Annotated in this window: 18 protein-coding genes; 9 read left to right on the top strand and 9 right to left on the bottom strand. The window is 68.2% G+C overall.

The genetic code is table 11. The annotated features are described in order from the left end of the window. The first annotated feature begins 19 nt into the window (after positions 1 to 19). From D0Z08_RS01040 to D0Z08_RS01030, 3 genes are read left to right on the top strand one after another with little or no spacing between them, the layout of a single operon-like run. The gene (locus D0Z08_RS01040) at positions 20 to 538 is read left to right on the top strand and encodes a MarR family winged helix-turn-helix transcriptional regulator (protein WP_118922682.1); all 519 of its coding nucleotides are present in this window, start codon (positions 20 to 22) and stop codon (positions 536 to 538) included. Beyond that, a complete protein-coding gene (locus D0Z08_RS01035; RefSeq protein ID WP_118921794.1) occupies positions 535 to 1,200 on the top strand; it encodes an NADPH-dependent F420 reductase in 666 nt (221 codons plus the stop codon). Before D0Z08_RS01040 ends, D0Z08_RS01035 begins: the two co-directional genes overlap by 4 nt. Positions 1,201 to 1,250: 50 nt before the next feature. Then, entirely contained in the window at positions 1,251 to 2,333 is a 1,083-nt protein-coding gene (locus D0Z08_RS01030; RefSeq protein WP_118921792.1) for an LLM class flavin-dependent oxidoreductase, read from the top strand. 330 nt (positions 2,334 to 2,663) lie between these two features. Here the strand turns inward: D0Z08_RS01030 and D0Z08_RS31865 are convergent, their stop codons facing one another. The 5 genes from D0Z08_RS31865 to D0Z08_RS01010 all read right to left on the bottom strand — a co-directional run bounded on the left by D0Z08_RS31865 (position 2,664) and on the right by D0Z08_RS01010 (position 5,566). Continuing rightward, entirely contained in the window at positions 2,664 to 2,837 is a 174-nt protein-coding gene (locus tag D0Z08_RS31865; protein WP_182481085.1) for a response regulator, read from the bottom strand. Positions 2,838 to 3,128: 291 nt separating this feature from the next. Next, positions 3,129 to 4,091, bottom strand: a complete 963-nt coding sequence (locus D0Z08_RS01025) for a DUF5996 family protein (protein WP_182481084.1) — start codon at positions 4,089 to 4,091, stop codon at positions 3,129 to 3,131. After that, on the bottom strand, positions 4,088 to 4,366 hold the full coding sequence (locus D0Z08_RS01020) for a UBP-type zinc finger domain-containing protein (RefSeq protein ID WP_118921790.1): 279 nt from the start codon (positions 4,364 to 4,366) through the stop codon (positions 4,088 to 4,090). Before D0Z08_RS01020 ends, D0Z08_RS01025 begins: the two co-directional genes overlap by 4 nt. Next, positions 4,363 to 4,908: a DsbA family protein gene (locus D0Z08_RS01015; protein WP_118921788.1), complete on the bottom strand. Its 546-nt coding sequence runs from the start codon at positions 4,906 to 4,908 to the stop codon at positions 4,363 to 4,365. The genes D0Z08_RS01020 and D0Z08_RS01015 overlap by 4 nt, the downstream gene beginning before the upstream one ends. Before the next feature lie 31 nt (positions 4,909 to 4,939). Further along, a complete protein-coding gene (locus tag D0Z08_RS01010) occupies positions 4,940 to 5,566 on the bottom strand; it encodes an LUD domain-containing protein (RefSeq protein WP_118921786.1) in 627 nt (208 codons plus the stop codon). 154 nt (positions 5,567 to 5,720) lie between these two features. Between D0Z08_RS01010 and D0Z08_RS01005 the strand changes: the two genes are divergently transcribed. Further along, positions 5,721 to 6,227: a MarR family winged helix-turn-helix transcriptional regulator gene (locus tag D0Z08_RS01005; protein ID WP_118921784.1), complete on the top strand. Its 507-nt coding sequence runs from the start codon at positions 5,721 to 5,723 to the stop codon at positions 6,225 to 6,227. Between the two features lie 453 nt (positions 6,228 to 6,680). Here the strand turns inward: D0Z08_RS01005 and D0Z08_RS01000 are convergent, their stop codons facing one another. Then, positions 6,681 to 7,448 carry a sulfite exporter TauE/SafE family protein gene (locus D0Z08_RS01000; protein ID WP_118921782.1) on the bottom strand — a complete coding sequence of 256 codons (768 nt, stop codon included), beginning with the start codon at positions 7,446 to 7,448 and terminating at the stop codon, positions 6,681 to 6,683. A 4-nt stretch (positions 7,449 to 7,452) separates the two neighbouring features. Next, complete coding sequence (locus D0Z08_RS00995; RefSeq protein ID WP_118921780.1) at positions 7,453 to 8,151, bottom strand: FadR/GntR family transcriptional regulator; 699 nt, start codon at positions 8,149 to 8,151, stop codon at positions 7,453 to 7,455. Positions 8,152 to 8,282: 131 nt separating this feature from the next. Here D0Z08_RS00995 and D0Z08_RS00990 point away from each other — a divergent pair, with 131 nt between their 5' ends. From D0Z08_RS00990 to D0Z08_RS00980, 3 genes are read left to right on the top strand one after another with little or no spacing between them, the layout of a single operon-like run. Next, positions 8,283 to 9,656, top strand: coding sequence for an SLC13 family permease (locus D0Z08_RS00990; protein ID WP_118921778.1), 1,374 nt, complete (start codon positions 8,283 to 8,285; stop codon positions 9,654 to 9,656). A 17-nt stretch (positions 9,657 to 9,673) separates the two neighbouring features. Continuing rightward, positions 9,674 to 10,876, top strand: coding sequence for a CaiB/BaiF CoA transferase family protein (locus tag D0Z08_RS00985; RefSeq protein ID WP_245993470.1), 1,203 nt, complete (start codon positions 9,674 to 9,676; stop codon positions 10,874 to 10,876). Then, positions 10,873 to 12,321, top strand: coding sequence for a carboxyl transferase domain-containing protein (locus D0Z08_RS00980; RefSeq protein WP_118921776.1), 1,449 nt, complete (start codon positions 10,873 to 10,875; stop codon positions 12,319 to 12,321). Before D0Z08_RS00985 ends, D0Z08_RS00980 begins: the two co-directional genes overlap by 4 nt. 554 nt (positions 12,322 to 12,875) lie before the next feature. Here D0Z08_RS00980 and D0Z08_RS00975 read toward each other — a convergent pair. Beyond that, positions 12,876 to 13,262: a hypothetical protein gene (locus D0Z08_RS00975; protein WP_118921774.1), complete on the bottom strand. Its 387-nt coding sequence runs from the start codon at positions 13,260 to 13,262 to the stop codon at positions 12,876 to 12,878. Between D0Z08_RS00975 and D0Z08_RS00970 the strand changes: the two genes are divergently transcribed. Then, complete coding sequence (locus D0Z08_RS00970; protein ID WP_245993468.1) at positions 13,243 to 13,479, top strand: alpha/beta hydrolase; 237 nt, start codon at positions 13,243 to 13,245, stop codon at positions 13,477 to 13,479. The two genes, D0Z08_RS00975 and D0Z08_RS00970, sit on opposite strands and share 20 nt — an antisense overlap. Then, positions 13,476 to 13,934: an FAD-dependent monooxygenase gene (locus tag D0Z08_RS00965; RefSeq protein ID WP_118921772.1), complete on the top strand. Its 459-nt coding sequence runs from the start codon at positions 13,476 to 13,478 to the stop codon at positions 13,932 to 13,934. The genes D0Z08_RS00970 and D0Z08_RS00965 overlap by 4 nt, the downstream gene beginning before the upstream one ends. A 560-nt stretch (positions 13,935 to 14,494) precedes the next feature. On the opposite strand, the gene D0Z08_RS00960 is transcribed toward D0Z08_RS00965, so the two are convergent. Beyond that, positions 14,495 to 15,144: tyrosine-type recombinase/integrase (locus D0Z08_RS00960; RefSeq protein WP_342772309.1), on the bottom strand; the 650-nt coding region annotated here is incomplete at its 5' end.

The following is a 15,144-nucleotide window of genomic DNA, read 5'->3' as shown; positions in this document are numbered from 1 at the left end:
AATGAAACGAGGTGTGTGGATGATGAGCCATCGCGATGTGGCCACGGAGCCGGTCGCGCGGCGGCGCCTGTCGGCGGGGGAGCTGGCGATCTGGCGGTCCCTCATCGATACGACGGACGAGCTTCGAAGAATCCTGGGCGCGCAGCTACAGGAGTCGAACCTGTCACCGGCCGACTATCAGGTGCTGTTGGCCTTGACTGAAGCACGTGGCCGGCGGATGCGATCCTCGGAGCTGGCGGCGAGTATCGATTGGGAGAGAAGTCGGCTCTCACATCACCTCGGACGCATGGAGACACGCGGTCTGGTCTGCCGCGACGCCTGCTCCACCGACAACCGCGGTGCCGAGATCTCGCTCACCGAAGACGGTGCAAGGGTGTTCCGGCGAGCGACCGCGCCCCACATGAGAGCCATCAAGAAGCATTTCGCCGACGCCTTGACACCCGAGCAGTTCGAGGCGCTCGCCGACATCCTCAAGTCGCTGCAGCATCATCTCCACCCCGATTCTCGGGTTGATCGTGTGGGGGATGGTCGGTCGTGACTGGCGAGTCTTGGTCGAGTACCCGGTTACCGCGGATCGCAGTTCTGGGTTCGGGCCACGTCGGGCCGGTGATCGCGCGGGTCGCTCTGGAGGCTGGCTACCAGGTGGCGATCGCGGCCTCTGGTGACCCGGAGAAGATCGCACTGATAACACAGGTGCTGGCGCCAGGGGCCGAGCCACGGTGGGCGGCCGATGCCGTCAAGGAGGCCGACATCGTGGTGCTGGCGATCCCGCTCCACAGGTTCGCCGGCTTCGACCCCGCCCTGGTGGCCGGCAAGCTGGTTGTCGACACGATGAACTACTGGCCGCCCATCGATGGTGTGCAGGAGATGTTCGAGGACCGCCGGTACGGCTGCAGCGAGATCGTTTCGCAGCGGCTCGTCCGGTCGACGGTTGTCAAGACGTTCAACCACCTCGGCTACCACGAGCTCGAAGACGAGCGACGACCGATGGGCTCGCCGGAACGCCGTGCCCTCGGAGTCGCGTCCGACGACCCGGTCGGGGTGGACGTCGTGGCGGGCGTCATCGAGCGCATCGGCTACGACACGGTCCGGCTGGACAGCCTGATCGCCGGCCGGCTGCTCGAACCCGGCGGCCCGGTCTTCGGTGTGTCGCTGAGCCGACCCGAGTTCGAGCTGGCCATGCGGGTCGAAGCTGCCTAGCGCAGCCGGGCTCACCCTTTCCCCAACCCACACCAGCCAGAAAGGCCCCCGTGACCACAGCCCCTTCAAGCGCCGTACCAGCCTCCGCGGGCGAGCCCGGGCAGTTCCCCCTCGTCCTGGGCCTGGACACCTTCGGCGACCTCACCCACGACGATGACGACCGCGCAGACACACATGCCCAGACCATCCGGAACGTCGTCGAGCAAGGTGTCCTGGCCGACCATGTCGGCGTGGACTTCTTCGGGATCGGGGAGCACCACACCGACGACTTCCCGATGCCGGCCGCCGACGTGGTCCTCGGCACGATCGCCGGCCGCACGACCCGCATCCGCCTCGGCTCGGCAGTCACCGTGCTGAGCTCGGACGACCCGGTCCGGGTGTTCCAGCGCTACTCCACGCTCGACGCCATCTCCGGCGGCCGGGCAGAAGTCATCCTGGGCCGCGGTTCCAGCACCGAGTCGTTCCCGCTCTTCGGGTACGGCCTCGCCGACTACGAGGACCTCTTCGAGGAGAAGACCCACCTCTTCGCCGAACTACTCAAGGGCGGGCCGGTCACCTGGGAAGGCAAGACCCGCGCACCACTGCACAACCAAGACGTTGTGCCGCACACCGAATCCGGACCCTTCCCAGCCTGGATCGGCGTCGGCGGCAGCCCCCAGTCCGTCATCCGCGCGGCGCACTACGGCTTCTCACTGATGCTCGCGATCATCGGCGGGCCCCCGGCGCGGTTCTCACCCTTCTCCCAGCTCTTCCGCCAAGCCCTGGAGAAGTTCGGACAAGACCCCCGACCGGTCGGAGTGCACTCGCCGGGACACGTGGCCGCCACCGACGAGCAGGCCCGCGAGGAGTTCTGGCCGCGCTACCTGGAGGTCATCCGCCGATTCAGCAAAACCCGCGGATTCGCCATCCCGACCAAGGAGTCCTTCGCCCACGAGGTCGGGCCACACGGCGCGCTGTACGTCGGGTCGCCCGAAACCGTCGCCCAGAAGATCGCGGCCAACCTCACCCTCCTCGATGCGACTCGCTTCGACCTGAAGTACGGCATGCCAGGCCTGTCCCAACAAGCCCTGATGACCAACATCGAGCTGTACGGCACCCAAGTCATGCCACGCGTCCACGAGCTCGTCGGCTGATCGCCGTCAGACATCCGCAGGTTTCTTCGCCCGCGCGAGTGCTGCGAGCTGAACAACGGCGAACCAGACCGACGCTGGCCGTCCGGCCTGGGTGGCCGGTTCAGTCGGACGGCGACAAGCCGCTCACGCGCAGGCGGTCCCGATCCTGGACGCCTTCGCCGAGGAGTTCGGCATCAGCGTCCGAGGCCCCAAGCACCCGGGTCATCCGTAGCTCGGGGTCAGCGAGCCTCCTGAGCGACGAGGTTGGACGGCGATGCGTGACGCGTTGACGGGGTCAGATGGATCCTTCTGGCGCCTTCGGAGTTGTTTGTGGAGGCCTACCGCCCCATCTCAGCCGTCCAGCTCCTCGAGAGAGTGGACGTGTTGCTCCTGGACGCGCAGTATCGCCTCCTTGCCGCGGAAGAACACCACCCAGCCGTCCTCGCGCTGGAGATCGTCGATATTCTTGAGTGTCTCCCTGACTACTTGTTCGTCGTCGCCGTAGACCATGCGATAGGTGGCCATCTGGTTGCTCCTACTTGTTGGGGTCGCGATCCGAGACTCTCGCGCTCCGGGGTGATGGGCACGTCCGCCTCGTGGAGGACGATGAACGGCCGCACCGTCCGGCAGGGGATTCGCTCGGACGGTGGCGGTTCGAGGACGTCCAGGCCCATCGTCGTGCGAACGTGGGCGTCCTCGACCAGGGCGGCTTCGCGCGGTACCGCATCAGTTTGGGTGGTCATGTTGCGTGGGTCCCTTCTCGGTGCCCGCGGCCGCGGGTACCGGCTCGCGGGCGGGCGGGGTGGATCAGGCATGTCAGGTGGTCGCGACGGGGCGCCCGAAGTCGGCGGTCGCGGTGGCTTGGAGTTGGCGGAGCTGGTCGGGAGTGGGGCACCAGTTCGAGGTGAAGCTGGTCGTGTCCCAGCCGGCGAGCCGGGCGCCTGCCTCGTACGCGCTCTGGCAGAACGCGAGCAGCGTCGTTCGGGGGTCGCGTGCGGTCCGGACGGTTTCGTAGGGGACGATCGCGAGCGTGCCGGCGCCGTACTCGATCCAGGTGCCGACGGCCAGCGGTTGGTCGGTCAGCCCGTCGGGTTCGGGGGCCGTGTAGGAGTAGTAGGCGGCGCCGCCGAGGGTGTCGTCGCCGGGCCAGAACCCGAACGAGATGACCTCGTGCGAGTACGCCTCTTGGGTGACCGGATTGGCGTCGAGCGCCTTGCCCGGTCGGCCGGAGAACCGGGTGACGGCGAGGTCGAGGCTGTGCCAGAACAGGTGCACTGGGCTGGTCTTGCCGTTGAACCAGCCGCTGAACTCCTCGAACACCGAGTCGTTCCAGTCGAGGATGCGCCCGAAGCGGCGGACGGCGTCGCGGTCCCACGACGCGTGCTCGTGGTCCTGGGGGAACGGGGTGGTCATTGGGACGCCGAACGGCCGTTGCTTGATGGCGATGTCGAGGCCGAGCTCGGCGAGCGACGCGTGGAGTAGGGCGTCGAAGTCGGCGACGGGGAGCCCTGTGCCGAGTTCGAAGGACCTGGTGCGTCCGTCGCCGGTGCGGATGACCAGGGCGTGATCGAGGAAGTCGAGCGTGATTTCGAACGTCGTGTCGCTGTGGTGCAGGCGGCGGGTCGTGAGACCGCGGACGTCGACGTAGAGCGGGACGTTCCACCAGTGGTTGCGCGGCGGCGTGGTCGCGAGCCGGATCTTGCCGAGGATCTGCGTGTACAGATGCAGGGTGTCTTTGGTCGCACGCCAATCGGCCAGGCGCAGCGCCGGCGGTGTCATGGGTCCGCCAGCACGAACGCGACGTTGTCCAGGTAGCACCAGCTCCAGTCTTCTCCGGGCTCGGCGGAGCGCACGATGGGGTGCCCTGCCTGGCGGGCGTGGCCGGTGGCATGCCGGTTCGGCGAGCTGTCGCAGCAGCCGATGTGCCCGCAGGACTGGCACATGCGCAGGTGCACCCAAGTGCCCCCGACCGCGAGGCAGTCGGTGCAGCCGGCGATCTCCTCCGGCAACGCCGTGACGGAGATGCGCCCGAGGTGCGAACACGTCGAGCTCATCGGGCCAGCGCCTCGATCAAGGTGGCCGCGGCGTAGTCGCCGCGGTGCACGAAACCGTCGAGGAACAGCGTCGGGGTGCCTCTAACCTGGCCTGTGGCCATGCCGCTCTCGACGTCTCGGCGAATACGGCTGAGGACGTCGGCGCCGGTGCGGTCGGCGTCGAAGCGGCCGAGATCCAGCGCAAGCTCGGCGGCATATCGGCGCAGGTCGTCATCGTCGAGCGCCTGCTGGCGATCGAAGAGCAGGTCGTGCATGTCCCAGAAGCGGTCTTGGCGTGCGGCTGCCTCCGCGACGGCCGCTGCCGAGAGCGCGTGCGGGTGGATCTCGGTGAGCGGGAAGTGACGGAACGCGAATCGGGTACCGCCAGTGAGTTGCTGCTCGACGCGCTCGATCTCGCTAAACGCTAGTCGCGAGTAGGGGCACTCGTAGTCGCCGTACTCGACGATCAGATGACCCGCTTCCGGGCCGCGGACGTGATCAACCTTCCCGTCCGGTGGCTCCAGCGTCGGCCGCCGCCGCTCGGGGATCGCGTTCGCCGTCAAGACGTCTCCTGTGCAGGTGGGATCGTGCGATTCAGAAACCGACCGACTGCCGGATGAGCACGACGTGGATCCGACCGGGAAGCTCCTGGTGAATCTCGAGGATCTTTGCGACGGCGCTGTGCTGTCCGTATGCGGCCTGCGCCCGAGCGTCTTCGAGGACCAGACTGTGCTGATAGATCCGCTCCCGAGCCGCGTCCACGCTCGGGACGAGCTTCTGCGCACCGACAACGAAGATGACGTTGGCCGCGCCCCAGGCGTACGAAGCGAGCTGGCTGCCGGAGGCCGAGGCGATGACCAGCGTTCCGTCGCGGGTAACGGCATGGACGCTTCCGAGGGCGTAGTCCGGCTGGCCCCCGATGGACTTCATCTGTTGCGCCTGGGTGGCGAAGTCCAGAGCGAGCATCTTGTTGCGCGCCGAGTCGAACGGTCCGCCGTCGTTGATCGCGTCCGCGATCCCCGTCTCCTGCAGCGTTGCCGAGGTGTTGGTCATCACCGACGAGCCTCGGGGGATCCGGGCCAACACGGACTGGCTTGCGGCAGCAAGATCGTCGACAACCTCGACGCTGAACCCGTGCTCCTCCAACGCCACCACGGTCGCAGCCAGCGTCTCCTCATTGGGCAATGTTGTGAAGCGGCCAGATGTGGCGGTCGCGCTCATCGGCTGGTGTCTCCCTTCCACGATCTGTCGGCGACTGCGGGGACTGCCAGGTCTTTCGGATTCGTCGCTTCCGCGCCGGGACTAGATCTGTTGAACATTCAAGTCATCCTCTCCCCATTGACTTGAACTGTCAAGTCATGGATAGGCTTCGCCCATGCCTCCCGCTGATGGCAAGCAGCCGCCGGAAGCCCCCTCATCAGCGACGCGTTGGCTGACCCCGGACGAGGAGGCCGCCTGGCGAGCGCTCGGCAGCGTCATCGTGACGCTGCCCTGGGCCTTGGAATGCCAGCTCCAGCGGGACGCCGGCTTGAGCTTCCTCGAGTACTACGTGCTAGCGAGACTGTCCGAAGAGCCCGACCACACCTTGCGGATGAGCATCCTGGCCGAGCTGACCCATGCATCGCTGTCCCGGCTCTCGCACCTGGCGAAACGGCTGGAAGGACGTGGCCTGGTTCGTCGCGAGCCAGACCCGACCGATGGGCGCTTCACCCACGCGATCCTCACGGAGGCGGGCTACGCGAAGCTCGTCGCGAGCGCGCCCGCGCACGTTGCGACCGTGCGAGCTCTCGTGATGGACGCGTTCAGCCCGGACGAGCTGCAGCAGTTGCACAATGTCTCGCGACGGCTGCTGTCCCGCATTGCGGCGACCGGCTTGCCGTAACTGCGACTGGTCGGTAACGGCCCAATGCACGGCGCTAAAAGTCGCGGACCACGTAGGCGCACAGCCTGCCCAGTCCCAGAGACAGTCCGCCACAGGTGACCGAGGCAGCGATTCCGAGACTCGCAACGGCACTCAGAATCCCGAGAAGCCATTGCCAACCGGTTCCGTCGCGCCGATATGGCTCGGGTGTGCCGAACGCCCGTGATGTGTCACCTCTGCTGCTTCTCAGTGGGCGACAGAAAGGACGCGGGCTGCGATAGCGGGTTGGCGCGCCGATCGTCCAGCAGCCGGGCCCCAGCCCGCAGCCCCTCCACGGCGCGACTCGGCTGGCGTCCCTCACGTGCCTAAATGTCGTAGGCGTGCTACTGGTGCTGAATCTCCTCCCTATCAGTTGTTGTCCGGTGACAACATCTCCTCGCTGAGTGCATTCGGTGCCGACGTCGGAAGGGTGCGCTACGTGGTCAGTAGGTGAACGCCGACGGCGTAGCCCGACACGACGACCAGGACCCTGAAGACGATCGGCGGCAGCCGCCTGCCGATGTGGGCGCCGATCCAGCCGCCGAACACGGAGCCGATCGCGACCAGCCCGACAATGGACCAGTCCAGGGGTGCCCAGAACGCGAAGACCAGGGCGGCGGCCAGGTTGGCGGACAGGACTGCGACGTTCTTTAGCCCGTTGATCACCTGCAGCTCTTCGTCGAGGCCAAGGGCCAGGAACGCGACGAGCATGACGCCTTGGCCGGCGCCGAAGTAGCCCCCGTAGACGCCGATGAGGGAGGACATCCCGCCCAGCGGTGCCGGGAAGTCCCGGCTCACCTCTCGTGGCTGCTCCGCCGCGCGGGCGCGCAACCAGCGCGAGATCACCGGTTGTACGGCGATCAGGGTGGCGGCCAGGATCACGAGCCACGGCACGATCAGCTCGAACGATGTTGCGGGTAGCGCCAGCAGCAGGCCGGCGCCCAGGAGCGAGCCCGACGCGCTCGTGACCGCGGTGGCGCGGACCAGAGCTCGCTTTCCGGCTAGTTCCCGGCGGAATCCGTAGCTGCCGCTCACCCCGCCGGGGACCAGGCCCACGGTGTTGCACACGTTGGCGACCAGCGGGGTCAGGCCCACACTGAGCAGGAGGGGGAAGCTGACCAGAGACCCGGCGCCGACGGCGGCGATGACCAAACCTGCCCCGAGCCCGGCCGCGAGGACGATCAGGATCTCGTGAGGCGTCACCTGGTCAAGAGCGCAGGAGCGCGACGTCGCTGACCATGCCGATGTGCGCCTCCATGGCAGCGGCGGCGGACTCCGGGTCCTGGGCCCTGATCGCCTCGGCGATGCGTCGGTGTCCTTCGAGCGAGGCGTTCGGGCGCCCAGGCTGCGACAGGGACTCGATGCGCGTCTCCTTGATCAGCTCGCTGATCTCAGCCATGAGCCGGGCCAGGAGGGCGGAGTGGCCGGCCGCGGTCACCGCAGCGTGGAAGCGCTCGTCTCCCTCGACCCCGCGCCCGCCGGTGTCGATGTCGGCGGCCATGAAGTCCAACGCGGCGTCGATCTGCTCGAGGTCCTCGTCGGTACGGCGGACAGCGGCAAGCGCCGCGAGCTTCGTCTCGAGCGCCTCACGTGCCTCGATCACCTCCGGCAGCCGCTCAGCATGCTTGCGCAGGGCGCTGACGATCCTCGAGGCGGCCGGAGACTCGACCAGGATCGCGCCGTCCCCGTGGCGCACGGCAACCACTCCCACCACCTCCATGGCCACCAGAGCCTGGCTCACCGTCGCGCGGCTGACGCCGAGCCGGGTGGCGATCTCGCGCTCCGGCGGGAGCCGGTCCCCGACCTGGAGACCGTTCTGCCGGACCCACTCGAGGATCTCGCTGGCGACCTGCTCGTAGAGACGGGAACGCGAAACGGGGCTCATGCGACGCGGCTGCTCGGACATGCCTCGAAGTGTAGTTGCCTCTTGACAAGATACCTAGTGTCCTATTGGCTAGGCCACTGAACCACGTGACGCCGGTCACGTGCTAGCAGATCCGGGCTTAAGTTGGGCCCCTGTCCTCCAGGAGGGACGTCATGTCTCCAGAATGGGTTTCGATCTCCGCGCTGATAGCGCTCTTCGTCATTGGCACCGTGCTGCCGATCAACATGGGCGCACTCGGCTTCGTGGCCGCGTGGCTCGTCGGTATGTATTCGCTCGGCCTGGAGGAGAAGGAGATCATCGCCGGCATCAGCGGCGACCTGGTCCTCACTCTGGTCGGGGTTACCTACCTCTTCGCGATCGCCCGCAACAACGGCACGGTCGACCTGATCGTCCGGGGGGCCGTCCGCGCGGTCGGCGGCCGGGTCGTCTTCATCCCATGGGTGATGTTCGGCGTCGCAGCGCTGCTGACTGCGATCGGTGCAGCGAGCCCGGCCGCGTGCGCCATCGTCGGGCCGATCGCGCTCGGGTTCGCCGGCCGCTACAAGATCAACCCGCTGCTGGTGGGCATGCTCGTCGTGCACGGCGCCCAGGGCGGCGGCTTCTCCCCGATCAGCATCTACGGCGCCATCACCAACTCGGTCATGAGCGACAACAACCTGGCCGTGAGCGAGATGACGGTCTTCCTCACCAGCCTCGTGGTCAACCTGGCCATCGCCATCGTGCTCTTCCTCGCCCTCGGTGGCCGCGAGCTGTGGTCGCGCCGCATCGAGGAGGACCACGATGTCCCCGCGGAGGGCGACGGCGCCGGGTCCGGCAGTGGCCCTGCGGTCACCCGGCCCGTCGATGATGCATCGGGCACCGGAGGCACCTCGACCGGTGGCGGCACCGCCACGCTCGCGCCGGCCGAGCCGGCCACGACGCAACGGATGGGCGTCGACCAGGTGTTCACCCTCGTCGCGTTCCTCGTGGTCGCCACTCTTGCCCTGGTGTTCGACAAGAACATCGGGTTCACCGCGATCACCGCCGCCGTTGTTCTGACCGCAATGTTCCCCAAGGCGCAGAAGGACGCCGTCTCCAAGATCGCCTGGAGCACCGTGCTCCTGGTCGCGGGCGTCAGCACCTTCGCCACCATCCTCAACACCGCCGGTGCCCCGCAGTACGTCGGCACCTGGGCCGCCGGCCTCGGCGTGGCCGTGCTGGGCGCGTTGGTCCTGTGCTACGTCGGCGGTGTCGTCTCGGCGTTCGCCTCGTCCACGGCCCTGTTGCCGATCATCATCCCGATCGCCATCCCGCTGATCGCCGAGGGCAACGTCAGCGCCGTGGCCCTGGTCGCGGCCCTCGCGGTCTCGTCCACCATCGTCGATGTCAGCCCGTTCTCCACCAACGGTGCGCTCATGGTCGCCAACCGGCCGGACACCATCAGCGAGGAGAAGTTCTACAAGCAGATCCTTGCCTACAGCATGTTGGTGGTCGTCGTCGGTCCCGCCCTGGTCTGGGCCGCGGTCGTGCTCCCGGGGTGGGTGTGAGCGCGATGAGCACGACCATGACCCCAACCATGACCCAAGGTCCCCTGTCCGACCTCCTGGTGGTCGACCTGTCCCGGGCCCTGGCCGGTCCCCACGCCACGATGATGATGGGTGACCTCGGCGCCCGGGTGATCAAGGTCGAGGCACCCGGGAAGGGAGACGACACGCGCGGCTGGGGCCCCCCGTTCGCGCAGCCCTCCCGGGACAGCGCGGCCGCGGAGTCGACGTACTTCCTCTCCGCCAACCGCAACAAGGAGTCGGTCGTCCTCGACCTCAAGGACGAGGCCGACAAGGACGTGCTGCGCACGCTGGTGAGCCGCGCCGACGTGCTGGTCGAAAACTTCCGAACCGGTGTTCTCGACCGGCTAGGACTCGGTTTCGACGAGCTGCACCGGCTCAACCCCCGCCTCGTGATCCTCTCCATCACCGGCTTCGGCCACGACGGTCCCGAGGGGGGGCGAGCGGGTTACGACCAGATCGCACAGGGCGAAGCCGGCCTGATGTCGCTGACCGGCTCCGGTCCCGACGACCCGCAGAAGGTGGGCACGCCGATCTCCGACCTGCTCGCCGGGATGTACGGCGCGTTCGGCGTGGTCGCGGCGCTGCGCGAGCGGCGGCGCACGGGTCGCGGATCGGTGGTGCGGACCTCCCTGCTCGCGGCCACGGTCGGCGTGCACGGCTTCCAGTCCACCCGATGGACTGTGGCTGGACAGGTGGGCCATGCCCAGGGCAACCACCATGTCGCGATCGCACCGTACGGCCTGTTCCACTGCGCCGACGGAGCGGTCCAGATCGCCGTCGGGAGCGAGGGCCTGTGGCACGACTTCTGCCAGGGCTTCGGCGTCGACCCTGAGACGCCCGGGTTCGCCACCAACCCCGAGCGGGTCGCGAACCGTGAGCGGCTGATCAGCCTGGTGGAGGAGATCTTCTCGGAGTGGAAGTCCGCCGACCTGCTGGCGCGGCTCGACGAGGTCGGCATCCCCGCCGGGCGGGTCCGGTCGATTGACGAGGTGTACGCCTGGGAGCAGACCCACAGCCAGGGCCTTGTCATCGATGTCCAGCACGACACCCTCGGCAGCCTTCAGCTCGCCGGGCCGCCGCTGCGGTTCTTCGAGCCCGACGGCGAGGAGGTGACCCGGCGGACCCACACGGCACCGCCGGTGCTCGGCGCCGACGGTGCGAGCGTCCTCGCCTGGCTCCACGAGGACGGCCTCCGGTGAGCGCGCGCTTAGGCGCGCTGGACTTCGTCGACAGCGTCGTCGATCCGGGCACCTTCATCTCCTGGGATGAGCCGATCAACCTGTCGGGTGTGGACGCGGGGTACGTCGCCGAGCTGGACCGCGCCGCCGAGGCGGCCGGGACCGACGAGGCCGTGGTGACCGGCCGGGCCTCGATCCACGGGCGCGACGTCGCCGTGATCGCGGGCGAGTTCGGCTTCCTCGCCGGCTCGATCGGACTGGCTGCAGCACGGCGGGTGGTAACCGCGTTCCAGCGCGCCACCCGCGAAGGACTGCCCGTGGTCGCCGCCCCCTGCTCGGGCGGCACCCGGATGCAGGAGGGCACCCCCGCATTCGTCCAGATGGTTGCGATCACCCAGGCCGTCGTCAAGCACAAGTCGACCGGACTTCCCTACCTGGTCTACCTGCGCCACCCGACGACCGGCGGCGTCTTCGCATCATGGGGGTCGCTGGGACATGTCACCTACGCCGAGCCGGGCGCGCTGGTCGGGTTCCTCGGCCCTCGGGTCTATCAGGCGTTGTACGGCGAAGCCTTTCCTGAGGGCGTGCAGCGGTCGGAGAACCTCGCCACCCACGGGATCGTCGACGACGTCGCGACACCGCGGGCGTTCCGCGACCAAGCGGGCCGCATCCTGTCGCTGCTCGACCCGGCCCGACCCGTACCGGCGAGCCGGACTGAGCATCTGCACCCGGTGACCGATCCGTCGGGCCCGGTCTGGCGTGCGGTCCTGTCCACTCGCAGCGAGCTCCGTCCAGGGATCCGTGAGCTGCTGCGCGACGCGGCCGACGACGTGATCCACCTCGGCGGCACCGGTGCGGGTGAGCGCGACGCCGGCATCGTGCTGGCGATCGCCTCGCTGGGAGGGATCCCCTGTGTCGTGGTCGGCCAGGACCGGGAGGCGCAGCTGCAGATCCCGCTCGGCCCTGCCGCACTGCGCCAGGCCCGGCGCGGAATGCGCCTGGCCCAGGACCTCTCCCTGCCACTGGTCACCGTCATCGACACCCCCGGCGCGGACCTCTCACAGGTCGCCGAGGAAGGCGCGCTCGCAGGGGAGATCGCCCGGTGCCTGGCCGACATGGTGAGCCTGACGGTGCCGCGTGTCTCCGTGCTCATGGGCCAAGGCTGTGGAGGTGCCGCCCTGGCGCTGTGGCCGGCCGACCGGGTAATCGCCGCAGAAGACGCCTGGCTATCGCCCCTGCCCCCCGAGGGAGCAGCAACGATCGTCCACCGCGACCCTGCGCGAGCACCGGAGATGGCCCAGCACCAGCGAATCGGCGCAGCCGAGCTCGTGCGTGCCGGGATCGTCGACGTCATCGTCGGTGCCGGCCGCGGCATCGAGGCCGACCCCTCAGGCTTCGTCCGACGGCTCGTCGCCGCCTGCGCGACCCAACTCGACCTGCTGCTGGCCCGCCGCGGAGCAGCATGACGGCTCGGACGCCCTCACCGGACTCCATCGACCCCTAGTACGAACGCAAGACCGCCTCCGGCACGAGCTCGATGGAAGCCATGCGGTGCCTCAGACGCCGGCTGTCCGACCTGGTCTACAAGTCCACGCTCACGACCTCGTCACCGCGCACGGGACGGGCCCGGGAGGGCAACGGGGCAACGACTCCGACTCCCGCGCGACCTGCTCACACTCGACATCGGCACTTCGGACAAGTCTTCCCGGGCCCGCCAAGCACTAGCCTCGGACCTCACTCCCGGCTGCGTCTTGACGGTGAGTGTGGTTCCCCCCGAATCGTGGAGGGCTCCCTATGCGATTCGGGGGGAACCACAAATCCCGCGGATTGGAGTGGATCCGAGCAACTTGGTTGATCGGATGCACGCCGACACCGCTTCCTGCGGTTGACCTAACCGTCCGCATCTGCCGCCCGGCGTGCTTGCGGAGCAGCACGCTTATGGCGCCTGCGTGCTCGTGCTCGTGCCCGTCCTGTCGGAGCTGCCCGACCACTACACGTGTGGCACACCTTGCTGCCGAGCTCAGGGTGCGCTGAGGAAGCTGTACCGGATCGCTAGCAGCTGGTCGTCGCGGACCCCGTCCTGCCACGCCGCTTCGACGTCGCCGGCCTCCTGCAAAGCCAGCACAGCAAGACGGGCCTGAGCGTCGGTGTCCGCTACCCGCAGAGGCGGCCCCCATGGTCCGCCGGCGGGGCGGTAGACGGAAATCGGAACCCACCGTGTTCCGTCGGGCCGGGAGAAGAAACGGGTGAAGCCGACGACCGTGTCACCGGCGGCATTGGCCAGCACCGACAAGTCGAACATGAACGGGCGAACCTGCCCCGAGATTGTTCTGCGCGGGCCGACGTCCCCATCGAGCGGCCATCGCTTCACGGCAACCAGGTCCTTGTTGGCGCTGACCCAGCTCACCGTGGTCACCTGCCCGTTCCTGATCACCCACGGCCAGAACGACCGCCAGATCAGCGTCCGGTACGCCCACCAGTCCTATGACCAGGCCGTGAACAGCCCCCGCCGCGAGCTGCGCATCTTCACTGCGGACGAAGGCGCGACCGAGCATGTCGGGCTCGACCACCTTCCCCACGTCGGGTCGTTCACGGCGGACTGGATCGAGGACGTGTTCGCGTGACTGTCGGTCCCGTCATCCGGACCCAGGTGGGCATCGTCGCCGCCGGCCCAGCCGGCCTGATGCTGTCCCACCTGCTCGCACGCGTCGGCATCGACTCCGTGGCCGTCGACCTCCGAAGCCGGCGCGAGATCGAGGAGACACGCCGGGCAGGGATCCTCGAGCAGGGGAGCGTGGAGCTGCTCGTCGAGTCGGGTGTCTCCGATCGGGTGCTGCGCGACGGCCACGAGCACGCGGGCATCGGGCTCGCCTTCGGTGGCGGCAGCCACCGGATCGACTTCCACGGGCTCGCGGGTGCAGCGACACAGCTCTACCCGCAGACCGGCGTCTTCATCGACCTCGCCGACGCCCGGAAGCGCGACGGTGGAGACGTGCGGTTCGGTGTGCGGGACGTCGAGGTCGTCGACTTCACCTCGGACTCACGTAGGTGTTCGGCTCGAAAGTGTGGGGGGCCTTGACTATCTGCCCGCCGCGACCGGACGGATGACCGACCGGAACCACCGCGCCTGCCAGCGGCCGGAGCGCATCCTGCTGATCTGCCCGAACCGGCGTCGGGAGCCTTGTCCAGCCATCCGAGATCCCTTGCTTCTTGCATCGGCTATGCGTCGTTCAGATCGGCGGTTCCGTCAGACCGGCCACCTTCGGGCGGGCTTCCAGAGGCACGCTTCGACCTCTGACCTGGCCGGAGATTCGAAGGTCACACTCGCCGCCGCTGACCGCGGGTGGCCTCGGCCGGCGCTGAAAACACCGACCGGAACCTGGGGTTCACCGCGGTCAACACCGCGGTGAAGACCCGCCCGAACGCCGACGACGACCTGGCTCGGCTCCTCGGCATGACGAGCACCGCTTCCTCACCGTGGGATTCTTCCGCGACCTCGACGCCAGGACGGCCGCGCAGCTTGGCGCGGTGCCGTCGTGTCCGACTTATAGGGTTCGCGGTTGCTTGTCCATTGCAGGTGTGGCCGCGTCCGGTGCGGGACTGCCTGTGAGAGGAGCGGAGCCGTGGAGCACAGCACGGTTACCACGGCCTCGTCGAGATGCGGTCAAGGGCATCGAGGTTCTTCTGGTCTGCGCCGGGAAGGGTGTGGAGGTACTTCTGCGTGGTTTGGATCTGGGCATGACCCATCCGCTCCATCACGGACTTGAGGTCGGAACCGCCCGACAGTAGCCAGGAGGCGTGGGCATGCCGGAGGTCGTGGACGCGGACGGGGAAGTCCACGCCACTGGCTTTGACGGCGGGTAGCCAGACCCGGGTGCGGAAGGTGTTGCGCGAGATCGGTGTGCCCGCCTTCGTGGGGAAGAGCAGGTCGTCCCTGTCGACATCGTGGGACTGGATGTGTGCGGCGACGGCGTCCAACCACGGCTGGCGCATGCCGAACGTGCGCGGTTCGTTGTCCTTGGGGTAGGGCTTGACCAGGTAGCGCTCGCCGGTAGGGGAGTGCTTCTTCGAGACTTCGACGATGGTCTCCTCGACGGTGACCTCGCGGCGGAGGAAGTCGATGTGCCTCGGCCGGAGGGCGATCAGCTCGCCCCAGCGCATTCCGGTCTCGATGAAGGTCTGCACCATCAGCCGGTGCTGCTCGGGGATCGCCGCGATCAGCCGGTCGAACTCCTCTGGCGTGAGGGTCCGTGACTTCCGGGCAATCACCTTGGGCAGCTCGGTGTGGT

Origin of the sequence: Nocardioides immobilis, from assembly GCF_003515065.1 — a bacterium.
GTDB classification, from domain to species: Bacteria; Actinomycetota; Actinomycetes; order Propionibacteriales; family Nocardioidaceae; genus Nocardioides; species Nocardioides immobilis.
This window is presented reverse-complemented; position numbering and strand designations above follow the sequence as displayed.

What these genes read in the sequence shown, in the direction of transcription:
- D0Z08_RS00995 (WP_118921780.1), bottom strand. Translation starts at nt 8,151, where the DNA reads ATGTCCGAGCAGCCGCGTCGCATGAGCCCCGTTTCGCGTTCCCGTCTC.
- D0Z08_RS01040 (WP_118922682.1), top strand. Translation starts at nt 20, where the DNA reads ATGATGAGCCATCGCGATGTGGCCACGGAGCCGGTCGCGCGGCGGCGC.
- D0Z08_RS01020 (WP_118921790.1), bottom strand. Translation starts at nt 4,366, where the DNA reads ATGAGCTCGACGTGTTCGCACCTCGGGCGCATCTCCGTCACGGCGTTG.
- D0Z08_RS00990 (WP_118921778.1), top strand. Translation starts at nt 8,283, where the DNA reads ATGTCTCCAGAATGGGTTTCGATCTCCGCGCTGATAGCGCTCTTCGTC.
- D0Z08_RS00985 (WP_245993470.1), top strand. Translation starts at nt 9,674, where the DNA reads ATGACCCCAACCATGACCCAAGGTCCCCTGTCCGACCTCCTGGTGGTC.
- D0Z08_RS31865 (WP_182481085.1), bottom strand. Translation starts at nt 2,837, where the DNA reads ATGGCCACCTATCGCATGGTCTACGGCGACGACGAACAAGTAGTCAGG.
- D0Z08_RS01005 (WP_118921784.1), top strand. Translation starts at nt 5,721, where the DNA reads ATGCCTCCCGCTGATGGCAAGCAGCCGCCGGAAGCCCCCTCATCAGCG.
- D0Z08_RS01025 (WP_182481084.1), bottom strand. Translation starts at nt 4,091, where the DNA reads ATGACACCGCCGGCGCTGCGCCTGGCCGATTGGCGTGCGACCAAAGAC.
- D0Z08_RS01010 (WP_118921786.1), bottom strand. Translation starts at nt 5,566, where the DNA reads ATGAGCGCGACCGCCACATCTGGCCGCTTCACAACATTGCCCAATGAG.